Annotated in this window: 10 protein-coding genes; 6 read left to right on the top strand and 4 right to left on the bottom strand. The window is 48.7% G+C overall.

Annotated features, from left to right (window positions below):
* Nucleotides 1-93: 93 nt before the first annotated feature.
* The 6 genes from ACFS7Z_RS17775 to ACFS7Z_RS17750 all read left to right on the top strand — a co-directional run bounded on the left by ACFS7Z_RS17775 (nt 94) and on the right by ACFS7Z_RS17750 (nt 11,916).
* On the top strand, nt 94-2,550 hold the full coding sequence (locus ACFS7Z_RS17775) for a bifunctional UDP-N-acetylmuramoyl-tripeptide:D-alanyl-D-alanine ligase/alanine racemase (RefSeq protein WP_377487432.1): 2,457 nt from the start codon (nt 94-96) through the stop codon (nt 2,548-2,550).
* Between the two features lie 281 nt (nt 2,551-2,831).
* Nucleotides 2,832-3,080, top strand: a complete 249-nt coding sequence (locus ACFS7Z_RS17770) for a FeoA family protein (RefSeq protein WP_377487430.1) — start codon at nt 2,832-2,834, stop codon at nt 3,078-3,080.
* 12 nt (nt 3,081-3,092) lie between these two features.
* On the top strand, nt 3,093-5,249 hold the full coding sequence (gene feoB, locus ACFS7Z_RS17765; protein WP_377487428.1) for a ferrous iron transport protein B: 2,157 nt from the start codon (nt 3,093-3,095) through the stop codon (nt 5,247-5,249).
* A 107-nt stretch (nt 5,250-5,356) separates the two neighbouring features.
* Complete coding sequence (locus tag ACFS7Z_RS17760) at nt 5,357-6,643, top strand: hypothetical protein (protein ID WP_377487426.1); 1,287 nt, start codon at nt 5,357-5,359, stop codon at nt 6,641-6,643.
* Between the two features lie 680 nt (nt 6,644-7,323).
* Complete coding sequence (locus tag ACFS7Z_RS17755; protein ID WP_377487424.1) at nt 7,324-10,395, top strand: SusC/RagA family TonB-linked outer membrane protein; 3,072 nt, start codon at nt 7,324-7,326, stop codon at nt 10,393-10,395.
* Nucleotides 10,396-10,431: 36 nt separating this feature from the next.
* A complete protein-coding gene (locus tag ACFS7Z_RS17750) occupies nt 10,432-11,916 on the top strand; it encodes a SusD/RagB family nutrient-binding outer membrane lipoprotein (protein ID WP_377487422.1) in 1,485 nt (494 codons plus the stop codon).
* 446 nt (nt 11,917-12,362) lie between these two features.
* Here ACFS7Z_RS17750 and ACFS7Z_RS17745 read toward each other — a convergent pair whose 3' ends face one another.
* The 4 genes from ACFS7Z_RS17745 to mnmH all read right to left on the bottom strand — a co-directional run bounded on the left by ACFS7Z_RS17745 (nt 12,363) and on the right by mnmH (nt 16,179).
* A complete protein-coding gene (locus tag ACFS7Z_RS17745) occupies nt 12,363-13,079 on the bottom strand; it encodes an SAM-dependent methyltransferase (RefSeq protein WP_377487420.1) in 717 nt (238 codons plus the stop codon).
* A 147-nt stretch (nt 13,080-13,226) separates the two neighbouring features.
* Nucleotides 13,227-13,997 carry an alpha/beta fold hydrolase gene (locus ACFS7Z_RS17740; RefSeq protein ID WP_377487418.1) on the bottom strand — a complete coding sequence of 257 codons (771 nt, stop codon included), beginning with the start codon at nt 13,995-13,997 and terminating at the stop codon, nt 13,227-13,229.
* 98 nt (nt 13,998-14,095) lie between these two features.
* The gene (gene selD / locus ACFS7Z_RS17735; RefSeq protein WP_377487416.1) at nt 14,096-15,148 is read right to left on the bottom strand and encodes a selenide, water dikinase SelD; all 1,053 of its coding nucleotides are present in this window, start codon (nt 15,146-15,148) and stop codon (nt 14,096-14,098) included.
* 2 nt (nt 15,149-15,150) lie between these two features.
* Nucleotides 15,151-16,179, bottom strand: a complete 1,029-nt coding sequence (gene mnmH / locus ACFS7Z_RS17730; protein WP_377487414.1) for a tRNA 2-selenouridine(34) synthase MnmH — start codon at nt 16,177-16,179, stop codon at nt 15,151-15,153.
* Nucleotides 16,180-16,182: the final 3 nt, after the last annotated feature.

Genomic DNA, 16,182 nt, shown 5'->3' with positions numbered 1-16,182 from the left:
TATTTGTCTTTCTTCACCAGATAAGATGAAGTCTTCGTTACGAAATTCCTTCACTTTTAGCTTATCTTTGGTGCAGGCACACCTTTTCTACCCATGCTCACATTCCAGGAACTTATATCTGTTATACAAGGCCACGTGGTGCAGGTCGTGCAGGCACAGTCGGTGGTGCACCTGCTCACCGACAGCCGCAAGTTGTCGCAGCCAGCAGGCACGCTGTTCTTTGCCATCCATGGCAGGTATAACGATGGCCACAAATACCTGCCGCAGCTGTATCAGCAGGGTGTAAGGAACTTTGTGGTGGAGCAGGGGGAGGAGTCAGCGCTGAAGGAGCAGTATCCGGAGGCAAACATCTTGCAGGTACAAGATAGCCTGGAAGCGCATCAAAAGCTGGCGGCATTCCACCGGGAAAAGTTTCCTATACCAGTAGTTGGAATTACGGGCAGCAACGGCAAAACGATTGTAAAGGAGTGGCTGGCGCAGCTGCTAAGCCCCGATGAGATGGTAGTGAAAAGTCCGCGCAGCTATAACTCGCAGCTGGGTGTGCCGCTGAGTGTGTGGCAGATGGAGCAGAACCATACCTTCGCCATTTTTGAGGCGGGCATCTCGCAGCCCGGCGAGATGGAAAAACTGCAGCAAGTCATTCAGCCAACCTTAGGCATCTTCACCAACATCGGCAGTGCCCATGACGAAGGCTTTTCGTCCCAGCAGCAGAAAGCAGAAGAGAAGCTGAAGCTTTTCAAAGAAGTTGACTTGCTCTTTTACTGTGTCGACCATACACTAGTGCACGAGGCAGTGCAGGCGCAGGGTATAAACGCCTTCACATGGGGCAGGACACAGGCAGCAGACATCACCATAAAAAACACCAGCACCGTTGGTCACAAAACCATTGTGGTCTATACTTACCAGGGTGAGAAGCAGCGGCTGGCGATTCCGTTTACCGACGAGGCCTCTGTAGAAAACGCGCTCCACTGCCTGGCAGTGCTGCTTTACCGCAACCTGCCACTTTCCGAGATTCAGGACCGGCTGGACCGCCTGCACCCGGTGGCTATGCGCCTCGAAATGAAAGAAGCCATCAACGGTTGCTATCTCATCGACGACACCTATAACAACGATTTGGCTGGTTTAGCCATTGCCCTTGATTTGCTCGTGAACCAACCGCAGCGCGGTAAGCGCACCGTCATCCTTTCAGATTTGCTGGAGTCTGGGCTGCCGGAAGAGAAGCTGTACAGGCAGGTAGCGGAGCTGGTGCAGGCGCGGGGCGTGGAACGGCTGATTGCCATCGGTGAGAGAATCAGCAAGTATAGCAGCCTGTTCAGAACGCCAGCAGCATTTTACCCTTCCACTTCAGATTTCCTGGAACAATTTAGCCCTGTTCATTTCAGGGATGAACTAATACTGGTGAAGGGCGCGCGTGTATTTGAGTTTGAGAAGATTGTACAGGCTTTTCAGCAGAAGGTGCACGGCACGGTGCTGGAAGTAAACCTGGATGCGCTGGTGCACAACCTCAACTATTATCGCTCTAAACTCGCCCCGCATGTGCGGCTGATGGTAATGGTAAAAGCCTTTGCCTATGGCAGCGGCAGCTTCGAAGTAGCCAACCTCCTGCAGTTCCACCGCGTGGACTACCTGGCGGTGGCGTATGCCGACGAAGGCGTGCAACTGCGCGAGAATGGTATCACTCTGCCGATTATGGTCATGAACCCGTCGCCGGACAGCTTTGCAAAACTGCGGCAGTATAACCTGGAGCCAGAAATTTATGCGCTGGAGCAACTGCAGGCTTTTGTCTCCTCCCTCTCTGGCGCCGCCACCTATAAAATACACCTGAAACTGGACACCGGCATGCACCGCCTGGGTTTCACCGAAGAAGAGTTTGATGCGCTTTTCACTTTGCTGCAGCAATACCCTCAGGTGCAGGTGATGAGCGCTTTCAGCCATCTGGCTGGTGCCGATGAGGCAGTGCACAACGCCTTTTCACAGCTGCAAATCAGAAACTTTAGAGAGATGTCTGCCAAGGTGGAGTCACAGCTGGGATATCATGTCATCAAGCATGTGCTGAACTCAGCAGGTATCGTCCGGTTCCCGGAGCATCAGCTGGACATGGTGCGCCTGGGCATCGGCCTGTATGGTGTAGAGGCGACGGGCGATGAGCAGGAGGCGCTGCGCCCGGTGAGCACGCTGAAGACTACTGTATCGCAGGTAAAGAAGATAAAGCAGGGCGATACAGTGGGTTATAGTCGAAAAGGTATAGCCGACGCTGACAAAACTACGGCCACCATTGCCATTGGCTACGCCGACGGTTATGACCGCCGCTTCAGCATCGGCATCGGGGAAGTACTCATCCAAGGTCAGCGCTGTCCGCTCATCGGTAATGTGTGCATGGATATGTGTATGGTAGACGTAACAGGTCTGGGTGTGAAAGCAGGCGATGAAGTCATAGTATTTGGCCCGCAGCTGACGCTGGTAGAGTTAGCCAAACGCATCGGCACCATTCCCTATGAACTACTCACCAACGTCAGCACCCGCGTCAAACGGATTTTCTATTCAGAGTAAACTTTTTAATTTGAGGCTGCGGAGATTGCTGCCGTTGTTAGTGCCTTCACCAGCAACACATACTGGCAGTGTGTAATAAGAGGTGCGTTCCTAAGGTAGAATCAGTAAATCATAAAAATTGAGCAGGATTTTTTTGCTCCTCTCTACTTTTTTCATCTCTTAACCTGCTCATTTACAAATACTCGCATCGCCTTGTCTTCAAATCTGTAATTCTTTTGCTTTCCTACTGAACACCTTGTAACTTGCAGTTGTTTATAATGAGTCTAAATAAAAAGTAAGAGGTGCGAAAAAAGGCAGAAGAGCAGCAGGGGCAAAAAAGTGTGCGCGACCTGAAAATAGGGGAAAGCGGTGTTATCTGCTGCCTCAATGACCCTGAGATGGGCCTGAAGCTGCTCGAGATGGGCTGCCTGCCCGGCACGGAAGTGAAGCTGAATAGCCGTGCTCCTTTCGGTGACCCTATCACCATTATTGTGAACGACTATACCCTCTCACTGCGCTTAGACGAAGCCGAGACAATATTGCTCAAGTAGTAAACCAGATTCATGAGTGTTGTAACTACCCAACCTGATATACCACAGGTCGAGAGGCCTCCTGTGCAACCAACCATTGCAAAAATTGCTTTAATTGGTAATCCAAACTCAGGAAAAACATCTCTATTTAACCAACTGACGGGACTCAACCAGAAGGTAGGTAATTTCCCGGGTGTTACAGTAGATAAAAAAACAGGCTATAGCCAGCTTACCCCGAAGTTAAAGGCGCAGATTATTGACCTGCCGGGTACCTATAGCCTGTATCCTAAGTCTCTGGACGAGCGCGTTATTATCGATTTGCTCTACGACCCCGAGTCCAGGCACTACCCAGACCTTGTTATCATAACCGCTGATGCTTCTAACCTGAAGCGCAACCTGCTGCTTTTTTCGCAGCTGGCTGATTTGCAGATTCCGTCGGTGTTGGCGCTGAACATGGTGGATGTGGCTGAGCAGGAGGGCGTAAAGATAGATGTTCCTGCCCTGCAACGGGAACTGGGGGTGCCGGTAATTCCTATGAATGCCCGCAAGGGGCTGGGAGTAGCTGCCCTCAAAATTATTATGTCGCAGCAGTTGGAGACAACAAAGGCAACTTTTTATGAGGTGCCGGAGGATCTAAAGCCAATGTTGCAGGATATAAAATCCAGGTTTAGCCTGAACAACGATTACCTGGCGCTGCAGTATGCCCACCATTACAAGAACCTGAAATTTCTGCCAGAGCAGGATGTGGCGTGGCTGGATGATTTGCTGCAGGAGGCAGGTTTTCACTCTGTTACCCAACAGGCCAACGAAACTGTTGCCCGCTATACCCGCATCAACGAAATGCTGCTGGATATTGTGCGGGTGGAAAAGGCAGATAAGGCGGAGAAGTTCAGCAACCGCCTCGACCAGGTGCTGACGCACAAGGTATTCGGTTACCTTATTTTCTTCACTATCCTGTTCCTTATTTTTCAGGCGGTGTTTGCCTGGGCCAGTTACCCCATGGACCTTATTGACTTGGGAATCGCCAACCTGAATCTGCTCATACAAGAGAATTTTGAAGGGCCACTGGTGAACTTGCTCACGGAAGGTGTGATTGCCGGCTTGGGTGGAGTGCTGATTTTTGTGCCGCAGATTGCCGTACTCTTTGCCTTTATTGCCATACTGGAGGAAACTGGTTATATGGCGCGTGTCACGTTCATGATGGACAAGATCATGCGCAAGTTCGGCCTGAACGGGAAGAGCGTAGTTCCGCTCATTTCAGGAGTAGCCTGTGCAGTGCCAGCGGTAATGTCAGCCAGAACCATTGAAAACTGGAAGGACAGGATGATAACCATCTTCGTGACACCGCTGATGAGTTGCTCTGCCCGCATACCCGTTTATACTGTATTGATAGCGCTGGTAGTGCCAGAGAAGTATTACTTTGGGTTCCTGAACCTGCAGGGGATTGTGCTGATGGGGCTGTACCTGATTGGGTTCCTGGCGGCTATATTTTCTGCATTACTCTTAAAAACAATCCTGAAAGCCCGTGAGCGCAGTTACTTTATCATGGAGTTCCCTGTATATAAGATGCCGCGCTGGAAGAATGTGGGGCTTACTATTGTAGAGAAGTCGAAGGCCTTTGTATTTGAAGCCGGGAAGGTGATTGTGGCCGTATCTATCATCCTCTGGGTGCTGGCTTCTTACGGCCCCGGTGATAATTTTGAGGTAGCCCGGCAGAAAGCACTGATAGAAGCACAAGCCCAGAACCTGAACGAGGCGCAGGCAGAGAATCTGATTGCTTCTTACCAGTTGGAGTCTTCTTATGCCGGTGTTATCGGCCGCACGATAGAGCCCGTTATCCGGCCATTGGGCTACGACTGGAAAATTGGTATTGCCCTGCTTACCTCCTTTGCGGCACGCGAAGTATTTGTGGGGACCATGTCCACCATCTATAGTATTGGGGAGGAGGAGAATGTGAGCACCATCAAAAATAAGCTCATGACAGAGAAAGATGCCAACGGAGACCCTTTCTTCACGCCTGCCCGTGCTTTTTCGCTCATGATCTTTTACCTGTTCGCGATGCAGTGCGTGAGTACGCTGGCTATTGTGCGCCGCGAGACAAAAAGCTGGCAGTGGCCGCTGGCGCAGCTAATCTATATGAGCGGACTTGCTTACGTGATGGCCTTTATTACTTACCAGATTTTCAGTTAGAAGCCAGGAGTATCTACAGTGAACTAACAGTTGTTAGGAAAATGCTTTACTATTTTAGGATAAATTTATAGCTTAGGAGTATTATAGTTTTCTTGCATCTCCTGACTATGAAAAACCACTTATTAAGCCTAATAGCTGTATGCTGCTTCATTTCTTTGCTTGTAGCCCCATCTGTTAGTGCACAAATAATTTATATCGGAGATCCGTCCTCTGCTGCCACACAAAAAAGATTCAACGAAATATTCAGTAAAAACCAGGACTCCGAATCAGTGCCTGTGGCCTTAGCAGAACTTCTTCCGGAAAACACTATCAACACCGCTGATCTGGCGCTTACATTTCCTAAACATAAAATTCCGTTTGAGTTACTGAAAGTTAAGTTGCCTGTTCTGACTGACTATACAGATACCTTAGTCGTTTTGTGGTACCTGCGAAAGCCAGAGAATGTAAAGGCTGGAACCGTTAACGTGATGCTGATTGCCCAGGATGCACAGAAGAAGCTGGCCTATTTTATTGATGAAAACAACAACCGGGACTTGTCAGATGATGGCAGTCCCTTTTTCTTTGAGGAAGGAGAGAAACAACGTCAGGTCGATATTGAGGACAAGCGCATAGGCACTTTAAGCTTTGTACTTCAGAATTTAGAAGCTGCCGTAGCTGCTCCTGCCCAACCTGAGATTGCCCCTTACGGCACTAACGAGAAGTCTGAGAAAGTTGTAATTGCCCCGGACGAGAAACCACCTTTTGCCATACATTTCATTTCTGGTTTATCATCAGGCAGCGGCAAGGCCTTGTTAAGTTACAGGGAACTGCCAAGGCCAGACTCCGACGAGAGCGACAAGACATACACCTATAATGCTTCCTATTATGCTTCCCTTCACACGACAATGGGCATTGCTGCCTCGCTGTATAATTTCTATATAGGCGTGAGCGGCAGTATGGAGCTGTTTGAGGTAGGAGAGCAGTACCTGGTTGAAGAGTTTAGTAAACAAGGGGTGCCTTCGAGGCAGTTAAACCACAATACAGGATACTGGCCAAACATGCGCCTTAACCTGAATGGCTTTATGGAGTACGACTTTGTTATTGTGAATAACCTGCGTTTTGCACCTACTGCCAGCTTTACGCGCTATAATTTTATTCAAAATCACTCTTTTGTGCTCAACGGTGAGAAAGATATAAATGATTACTTTACCGAACGCTACTCCTATTCATTTGGAGGTAAAGTAAAATACGCTGTGAACAACAAATCCCTTTTCTTTCTTGAGGTTTCTAGTCGCTTTAACCACTTCAATGCCAGTTCATACTTTCCATATCTGGAGCCCGAATCGTTCAATATGAAGTTTAAACAGTTTTACGGTGGTATTGGACTTCAGGTGAAGCTTGCTTCATTTAAATAGACATTATTTTATTGCTAAAGTTATATTTATTGCTGAATACATCTTTATGCTGATGACAGGAAACTGTTTTGTAGTTTTATCGTATTAATAATGCAACAAAAAATAGCGCAATCTCCTATTTATAAAACTATATATTTTTAACAGTGTCTTTTTCATAAATGAAAAGATGGCTGTTTAAGTGCTGTGAGCCAGTTTAATAGAATAAAAGAATATTTAAAATTGGCGTATGTAAAAAATATTGCATAAATTCGATGTAATCTCACCTTAAACAACTATACATATGAAGCTACTTTTCCTCTTTCCTGACTCTCCCCGAGTGCATTTCAAAGCAAAAAATTCCGGATAACCCTGCAGTGTAGGTTTCTGCTCAGGGTCTTGTTGTTTCTATATCAGTCATGACAGCTTTTGCTTTGCTGCTGACTCTACTATAAGCTCTTTATAAACTCACGGGTTATAAAGGCTCTTTTACCTAAAGTGCGTCTGCTTTCTATTTATGCCAGCTTCAAGGCACCAGCAGTCCTCTGTCACTGATGAACTGACACATGCTTTACCCGACAAAGGCGGTAAGTTTAATCAACAGCTGTAATGTTACAGCCCCTCAGAAATCTAGGTGGATTCTGCCTTCTCTTAGACCAAAAACTTTATTTATACATTTCTATTTCTCACTTTATAACTAACAAATGAAAAAAATACTACTATTAAGCATGCTCCTTGTGATGGCGCTGCTGCAGCAAGCCATGGCGCAAACCAGGGCTGTGTCTGGACAAGTGATAGATGCAAACACTAACCTGCCTTTGCCTGGTGTTACTGTTCTCGTGAAGGGTACTACAATTGGTACTGCTACTGGCGCAGACGGAACGTATGTTGTGAATGTTCCGGAGGGAAGTAATACGCTCATATATAGGTTTATAGGTTACAAAAATGTTGAGCGGCCAATCAATGGTGCTAATGCGGTAGATGTGCGATTAGTGGTGGATGCAGAGCAGCTTAGCGAGGTGGTGGTAACTGCCCTTGGCATCGAGCGTGAGAAAAAAGCCCTGGGCTACGCCATTCAGGAAGTAGCTGGTGAAAGAGTGAACCAGGCTCGTGAAACAAACGTGGTGAATGCTCTTTCCGGTAAAGTGGCGGGTGTGCAAATCGTGAATTCCAGTGGTGCGGTAGGTTCCTCTGCCCGTATTACGCTTCGCGGTAACAACTCCCTTACAGGAGATAACCAGCCACTTTTTGTTGTGGATGGTATTCCAATTAACAACAGCACCAACACAAATGCGGGTTATGGTGGTGTGGACTATGGTAACGCTGCTGCTGATATCAACCCGAATGATATCGCTTCTATTTCTGTGCTGAAAGGTGCTAACGCTGCCGCCCTTTACGGTTCGCGTGCTGCAAACGGTGTAATCCTTATCACTACAAAGTCTGGCAGAAATGCACAGGGACTTGGTGTAACACTTGACCACAGCACAACTTGGGAAAGCCCGCTGATACTCCCTGATTACCAGGATGAATATGGACAGGGGTACAACGGCCTGTTTGAGTATGTGGACGGTGCCGGTGGCGGTGTAATGGATGGTGTGGATGAAAGCTGGGGACCACGCTTAGATGGTGCGCCAAGAGAGCAGTTCTTTGGAGTTGGCCCCTGGTCTGCAAATCCAAACAACGTGAGAGACTTCTTTCAGACAGGTAGAACCAATAACACAAACGTTGCTATTACCGGAGGAACTGAAAAAGCTAATGCCCGCCTTTCCTTAGGCTATATCGATCAGGAGGGTATTGTTCCAAACACTGACCTGACCCGATACTCTGCCAGCCTGAATGCTAACATGGCGCTTAGCTCAAAACTGAGTGCTGCTGCCAGCTTCAACTATATCCAGAACAAGAGCGACAACCGTCCATCGAATGGTTATTCAGGTGACAACATCATGCAGCAATTTGTGTGGTTTGGCCGCCAGGTTGATATCAACAGGCTCAGAGACTACAGAAACGAAGACGGTACATTGTTTAACTGGAACTACAACTACCACAACAACCCATACTTCGTTCTTTATGATAACCTGAACGGTAACCAGCGTGACCGCTTGTTCGGTAACGTTTCGTTGAAGTATAACTTCACCGACTGGTTAAACCTGATGGTGCGCGGTGGCGGTGACATGTTCGCAGAAAACCGCAAACGCGTTTGGGCTACAGGAACGATAGATTACCCGCAGGGACGTTTCTATGAATCTGAAAGATTTGTGAGCGAGACAAACTTCGACTTCCTGTTTGCTGCTGAAAGGGATCTCTCTGAGGAGATTTCTATTGGCGCTACTTTTGGTGGTAATACCAGACGTAATAATTTCAGAATGAACGATGTGCTTGTAAGAGCGCTTGCAGTTCCCGGAATTTACAACGTATCCAATGCGCAGGGTAACCCATCTCCTAGCAACTTCAGAAGCGAGCGCGTTGTAAACAGCTTGTACGGTACGGCCACCATTGGTTTCAGAGACTACCTGTTCTTAGATTTAACAGCCCGAAACGACTGGGCCTCTACGCTGCCAATCGCAAATAATTCTTTCTTCTATCCTTCGGTGTCTACCAGTTTGGTTTTCACAGATGCTTTTGGAATAGAAAGCGATGTGCTCTCTTATGGTAAGTTGAGAGCTTCTTGGGCGCAGGTAGGTAACGATACAGACCCTTACAGAACAGTCGGTACTTTCTTCTCGAATGACCCTTGGGACGGAATACCTAACCTTTCTTATACAAGCACATTGGCAAACGCCAACCTGCAGCCTGAGCAGACAACTTCCATCGAAGTTGGGACTGACCTTCGTTTCTTCTTAGACAGAGCTTACGTAGACTTTACTTATTATAAGAAGAAAACAGTCGACCAGATAGTGCCAATCAGTACTTCCGGTGCCTCAGGATTTAACTCGCAGATTGTGAACGTGGGTGAAATCGGTAACGAAGGTATAGAACTACAGGTGGGAGGTACGCCAATTCAAACTGCTGACGGATTCAACTGGGAGGTCATTGTGAACTTCGCTAAGAACAGGAACGAAGTAGTTGAGCTCACTGAAGGACTTGATGCTTATCAGTTGGGTACTTACTGGGGGCTGAGCCTTGAGGCAAGACCAGGCGAGACGTTTGGAGTATTGTACGGTACTGGCTATCTGAGAGATGATGACGGTAATATTGTAGTTGACGCGGTTGGCCGTCCGAGAAAAGACCCGGTGCGCCGTGTGCTTGGCGATATTCTTCCTGATTGGACAGGTGGTATCCGCAACACCTTCTCTTACAAAGGCTTTAACTTGAGTGCACTGCTAGACATGCGTAAAGGTGGTGACATCTTCTCTGTAACGCACATGTTCGGTCTTTATGCCGGAGTGCTTGAGGAAACATTGCAAGGCCGTGAAGACGGAATTGTTGTACCAGGTGTAAAAGACATGGAAGGTACTGTAAATGACATCAATGTTCCTTCTCAACGTTACTTCCAGTCTCTTTATGGCACACATGAAGCGCATATCTTCGATGGCAGCTTTGTGAAGCTTCGCGAAGTAACATTAGGTTATGAAATACCTCAGGCCTTAGTGAGCAAGGCCAAGTTAAGAGGTGCCAGCATTAGCTTTATCGGCCGTAACCTGCTGCTGCTCCACTCCAACATTCCGCACATTGACCCGGAGACTGCTTTTGGTGCTGATATTGCCAGCCAGGGCTTTGAGTTTGGTGCTTTACCATCAACAAGAAGCTATGGTGTAAACCTGAGACTGACGTTTTAACAAAGCTGTAGTTTAAACTATAAACAAATCCCTGACATGAATATAATTTCAAAATATAAACTTTGCTTTGCACTGCTTCTCGGCTTCGGCCTGAGCTCATGTGACAAAGATTTCGAAGAAATAAATGTGAACCCCAATGCACCTGCGGATGTGCCTGCTGTAGTGATCCTGCCGGCGGCACAGCAATCAGCGGTTAGCCGGTTGTTTGGTGCGAGCCTTAACTTAACGTATGCAGAAACCTGGGCGCAGCACATTGCTAAAATCCAGTACATTGATGAGGACCGCTACGAGTTTCGCCCTGATGCGATTGCAATACACTGGGACTCGCTCTACAGTGGCCCTCTGTACGATACACAACTCATCATACAGAAGGCTGAGGAAAGCGGCAACCAGGCTATGGAAGGTACTGGCCGCACATTTCGCGCCCTAATTTACCAGAACATGACCGACCTGTGGGGGGATATTCCTTACTTCGAGGCCTTACAAGGAGCAGAAGGTAACATGACGCCGGTATATGACGAGCAGGAGGCCATTTATATGGACTTGCTGCAGGAACTGGAGACTGCCAACACGCTGCTTGCCGCAGGAACTGGTACCATAGAAGGCGACCTGATGTATGGTGGCGATATCATGCAGTGGAGAAGATTTGCTAACTCGCTTCGTCTGCGCTTGCTTATCCATATGGCGGATGTAGCTCCTGCTATAGCAAAAGAGGGTATAGAGATGATTACTGGTGACCCGGATATGTATCCCATCTTCGAGAGCAATGATGACAATGCTGAGTTAGCCTTTTTAGGAGCCCAACCTTATCGTAACCCATGGTTCGAGAATGCTGTTACGCGTGACGACCATGCTGTAAGCCAGACACTGGTACAGTTGCTGGGTGCCAAAAATGATCCACGCCTTACGGTTTATGCTAAGCCTGCTGCCGAGCCTGTTGCAGGCGCAGGAGTTAAGTTTGGAGGAAAGACGTACGTAGGCCAGCCTAATGGTGCCTTGGTACAACCTTCTCTGCCAACAGTATCCCGTATCGGTGATTTGTACCGCGGTACAGAAACGCAGCCAATGTATGTAATGACGTACAGCGAGGTAATGTTTATTCTGGCAGAGGCTGCAGCGCGAGGCTGGGATGTTGGTATAACTGCCGCTGAAGCTTATAATGAAGGTATCATAGCAAGCATGAGTCTGAATAGAATCACAGATGATGCTGCCATTTTAGCTTATCTGGCGCAGCCTAGTGTTGCCTATGAACTGCAGGCTAACAAAATGGAAGCCATTAGTGAGCAGAAGTGGTTAGCACTGTTCGGTAACGGCATTGAGGCATTTACTGAAGTGAGAAGAACAGGATATCCGGATGAAGTAGTAGAGCCTGAAGCCTCTGCTTACCCAGGTAGAGGTGTGGCGCTTCGTTTCCCATATTCCATTCAGGAGCAGAGTACGAACCGTGCCAATGTTACCGCTGCAAGTACAGGAATAACAGATTTCCTGTTTGGGGAGCGTTTATGGTGGGATGTAGACTAAGTAGCAAGATTTAGTACCAGGTAGATAGAAAAGTGAATTAGATTTAATCTTCTTCATTGAAAGGCCTTCGGTTTCCGGAGGCCTTTCTTTTTGTGATAGGCACTAAAACAGTAACTTCAGATTAATACAACTTATACCAACTCTCATAAATTTTGTTCTATAGCAGCAAGCGGTAGTGTAGTGGTTATTCTGCCTAAACTGCCGTAGCAACAGCTAATCTAGCGATTCATATACAGCTTTTCCATTGTATGAGTCGGTGCTCTCTAGGCCGAGGGGCCTCGTCTTTGGGCATCGCGCTGGGAGTTTTTCTGCGCTAGGGCGCTGCCGCTCCCGCGGCACCTAAAAATCTCCAAAGGCGCTCAACCCAAAGACTGGAAATACCCTCACTCCGTGCCAACGGGTGGAATAGCTATGGTTATATGGAAGGAGCTTCATGTGATTTGGTATTACTTATAAATCAGAAATACCGCTGGCTGCTTGTGTATATCCGGTAGCTTCCCGTTCCACTGCTGTATAGTCTTTGTCTGGATTAACTCATGCTCCGGGGAGGTGATGTTCGCGGCAATGCACAGCCGTGTTTCCGGGTGCAGCGTCTGAAGAAGGTCCTCCAGCAACTTGTTGTTGCGGTAGGGAGTTTCCATAAAAATTTGTGTCTGGTTGCGCTGCTGCATCTCCTTTTCCAATGTTTTAAGTGCCTGCAGCCTCTCCCGCTTCTCGATGGGCAGGTAACCGTGAAAAGCGAACTGCTGTCCGTTAAAACCACTGGACATCAGGCTCAGCAGGATGGCGGAAGGGCCGGCAAAAGGCACCACTTTGATGTTCTTCTGGTGCGCATGTTTTACAACTTCCGCACCAGGGTCGGCTATACCAGGGCACCCCGCCTCCGAAATGATACCTGCATCTTTTCCTTCGTCCAGTAACGGCTTCAGCGAGGCCTGCACTTGTGCCGGAGTGGCGTCTTTATCTATCTGTACAAAAGTAAGCTGCTCTATCACCAGCTCCGGGCAGATGCTCTTTACATAGCGGCGGGCGGTGCGGAGGTTCTCTACTATAAAGTATTGCAGGTGAGCCACTGTGTCTTTTACCTGCGGCGATATCACCTGGTCTGCTGTATCTTCAGCAAGTATGGTTGGGATTAAGTAGAGTGTGCCAGTCTTTTTCATAGTGCAAAAGTATAAAGTATAACGGTGCCGGAAATAAAAAAGCTGCCACGGCTCTTTTGCAGTGGCAGCTTTGATTATCAGATAAACTGTTTAATATTTCTGAAACGCTCGTTGAAAAACCAGCACGCTGTGTGAGGTTAGAAGGAATCAGTCTGTGCTCAGGAACCTGGTTACCAGGTCGTATACTTTGTCTGGTGACTGGGCGTGTACCCAGTGCCCCGCCTCCGGTATGGTTTCTACCTCTACAAGGGTGAAGAGGTGCTCAATGCTGCCATATATGTCCTCGGGCTGTATATAGCTTGAACGGCCTCCCTTGATGAAAAGCGTGCTTTTTTTAAAAGGAACATCTGCTGTAATGCCAGCTGCAACATGTTCATAGTTCTTCTCTATAGCATCCAGGTTCATACGCCAGGCCAGCGTATTGTCTTCCTTTCGGTGGAGGTTCTTCATCAGGAACAGGCGAACATATTCCTCTTTTATATGCTGGGCCAGCTGTTCGTCTACCTCGCTGCGGCTCGTCACTCCCTCTAAGTTAACTGACTGCAAGGCTTCGATAATCTCATCGTGGTGCGGAGGGTAGGCCTTTGGCGCAATGTCCACTACAATCAGCTTGGTAAGACGCGTGGGGTATTTGAGCGCAAACTTCATGGCTACCTTACCACCCATAGAATGGCCCATGATAGCAGGTGTAGGAATCTGCAGTTCATCTATGAGGCGCAGCACATCGTCAGCCATCACATCATAATTATGCTCCTCGTTGTGCGGTGAACGGCCGTGGTTGCGCAGGTCGACTAGAAATACGTTGTAATGCTCCGCTAAACGCTTCGCCAAAGTTTGCCAGTTATCCAACGTGCCGAATAAGCCGTGCATGATAAGCAGCGGCTGCCCATGGCCCATTTCTTTATAGTGTAGTTTCATTTTTTCAAATATCAGTTAACAGTTCTAGCTTACGAATTTATGATGCAGTTTGATGGCTTAGCGATTTCCCAAACCTTCAACCCTACATCCTTAAAGCTTTAAACCACCTTTATCAGCTTTTCTTCTGCCTTGCGATCTTTCAACACGCCGAAGGGCTGTAGTTGTAATCCAAACTCCTCAAATACCTGCAGTACTTCTTCTTTGCCGGCTGGGTCTACGGCTACTAAAAGGCCGCCGCTGGTTTGCGGGTCGCAGAGGAGGTGCTTCTGGTCTGGTGTGAGTTCGGCTACTTTATGGCCGTAGCTGTCGAAATTGCGGTGGGTGCCGCCAGGTATGGCTTTTTGTGCCATGTACTCCAGCGCCTCGGGCAGCACCGACACCTTGTCAAAGTAGACTTCAGCAGATAGGTTACTGCCTTCGCACATTTCGGAAAGGTGACCCAATAAACCAAAGCCAGTCACATCGGTCATGGCTTTTACCCCCTCCAGCAGCCCCAGTGTTGCACCTATTTTGTTTAGTTGCATCATCTGCTGTGGTGCAAGCTGAGCGTGCTCCGGCTTCAGAATGCCCTTCTTCTGCGCTGTGGTCAGCATACCCACGCCTAAAGGTTTTGTCAGGTAGAGTTCGCAGCCGGCGGTGGCGGTGTCGTTTTGTTTCAGGTTCACGATGTCGACCATGCCAGTTACTGCTAACCCAAAAATAGGCTCCGGGCTGTCGATGCTGTGGCCGCCTGCCAGCGGTATACCGGCTTCGTGGCAAATGCTGCGGCTGCCCTCAATTACCCGTTTGGCAACCTCCGGTGCCAGTTTATCTATGGGCCAGCCCAATACGGCTATGGCCATCATGGGCGTGCCACCCATGGCATACACATCCGAAATAGCGTTGGCAGAGGCAATGCGGCCGAAGTCATAGGCATCATCCACAATCGGCATAAAGAAGTCGGTGGTGCTGATGGTGGCGCGGCCATCACCAATATCATACACAGCGGCATCGTCGCGGGAGCTGTTGCCCACCAGCAGGTGTTTGTTATCAGGATAACTGATATCAGTGTGCAGGATGGTATCAAGTACCTTCGGTGATATTTTGCAGCCGCAGCCAGCGCCGTGGCTGTACTGCGTTAAGCGTATCTCTTTTTCTGATGTATCTTTCATGGTTAAATTAATTTTTGGCGGCTGGCGAATTCCAGTATCCGCTGCGCATTTTCCTGTGGGTCCATGTTCGTTAATGCCAATGGCAGCACCTGCTGCTTGTTAGCCAACTGATAGGTATATGCCTTGTCGTAGTAGGAGAGGGCAATGTCCACCATTTTCTCCATGTTTCCTGCGGCAATGGCTTCCAGGGCTTCTTCTGTGGCGAGGCCACCTAAACGCTTTTTTATCTTGAGGATGGAAGCCTCCAGCAAAGCTTTGTCGGTGCGGCAGTATTCTTCGGCCAGCTTCTGTATGCGCAGTTGTTTTGGCAGCTCCAGCACAATGGTTGGTGCTTTCTGCATCCGGTCATAAAACGGCTTGGGCATCACCACGCGGCCAATGGTGATACTCTCATCCTCCAGCCACAGCGGTTGCTGTTGGTTTGCCTTTAGCAGTTTCATCCCCAGCAGGTTCTCAAAATGCTCGGTGCTGGGCTGTGGTGGCATGCCAATGCTCCCAAAAGCGGAGCCTTTGTGGCTGGCCAGTCCCTCTAAATCCGCGGTTTGCTGGCCAAGCTGCTGCAGGTGGGTGAGCAGGTCTGTTTTTCCGCTGCCGGTTAGGCCGCCAATTACCAGCAGGGGGCGTGGCTTCTGGAACTGCTCCTGCATCAGGTGCCGGTACGCTTTGTAGCCGCCCTGCAGTAGGTGAACGGTATAACCGGAGAAGTTGAGCAGCCAGGCCATGGCACCGCTGCGCATGCCGCCGCGCCAGCAATGCACCAGCAGCTCCTTGTTTTGAGCCAGCTTGCCCGCCTCCTTCACGAACTGTGACATCTTTGGGCCAAACAGGTCCAAACCCATCAGCACCGCCGGGTCGTGGCCCTGCTGCTTATAGGCGGTACCGATAACAGCGCGCTGTCCGTCGTCAAAAATAGGAAAGGAGTGTGCCTGCGGTATATGCCCTACCTGGTATTCTTTCGGCGCGCGCACGTCCAGCACCGGCAGTTGCGCTGCCTTTTGTATGAACTCCTCTATGGAAATGGTCTGTAGCATTGG

Origin of the sequence: Pontibacter toksunensis (assembly GCF_042686245.1) — a bacterium.
Taxonomy (GTDB): Bacteria; Bacteroidota; Bacteroidia; order Cytophagales; family Hymenobacteraceae; genus Pontibacter; species Pontibacter toksunensis.
The sequence above is the reverse complement of the archived record's forward strand: the minus strand, read 5'-3'. Positions and strand labels throughout refer to the sequence as shown.

Bases quoted from the DNA above. Each gene is read 5' to 3' on its own strand.
- ACFS7Z_RS17775 (WP_377487432.1), top strand. From the start codon at position 94: ATGCTCACATTCCAGGAACTTATATCTGTTATACAAGGCCACGTGGTG.
- feoB (WP_377487428.1), top strand. From the start codon at position 3,093: ATGAGTGTTGTAACTACCCAACCTGATATACCACAGGTCGAGAGGCCT.
- ACFS7Z_RS17760 (WP_377487426.1), top strand. From the start codon at position 5,357: ATGAAAAACCACTTATTAAGCCTAATAGCTGTATGCTGCTTCATTTCT.
- ACFS7Z_RS17755 (WP_377487424.1), top strand. From the start codon at position 7,324: ATGAAAAAAATACTACTATTAAGCATGCTCCTTGTGATGGCGCTGCTG.
- ACFS7Z_RS17750 (WP_377487422.1), top strand. From the start codon at position 10,432: ATGAATATAATTTCAAAATATAAACTTTGCTTTGCACTGCTTCTCGGC.
- ACFS7Z_RS17745 (WP_377487420.1), bottom strand. From the start codon at position 13,079: ATGAAAAAGACTGGCACACTCTACTTAATCCCAACCATACTTGCTGAA.
- ACFS7Z_RS17740 (WP_377487418.1), bottom strand. From the start codon at position 13,997: ATGAAACTACACTATAAAGAAATGGGCCATGGGCAGCCGCTGCTTATC.
- selD (WP_377487416.1), bottom strand. From the start codon at position 15,148: ATGAAAGATACATCAGAAAAAGAGATACGCTTAACGCAGTACAGCCAC.
- mnmH (WP_377487414.1), bottom strand. From the start codon at position 16,179: ATGCTACAGACCATTTCCATAGAGGAGTTCATACAAAAGGCAGCGCAA.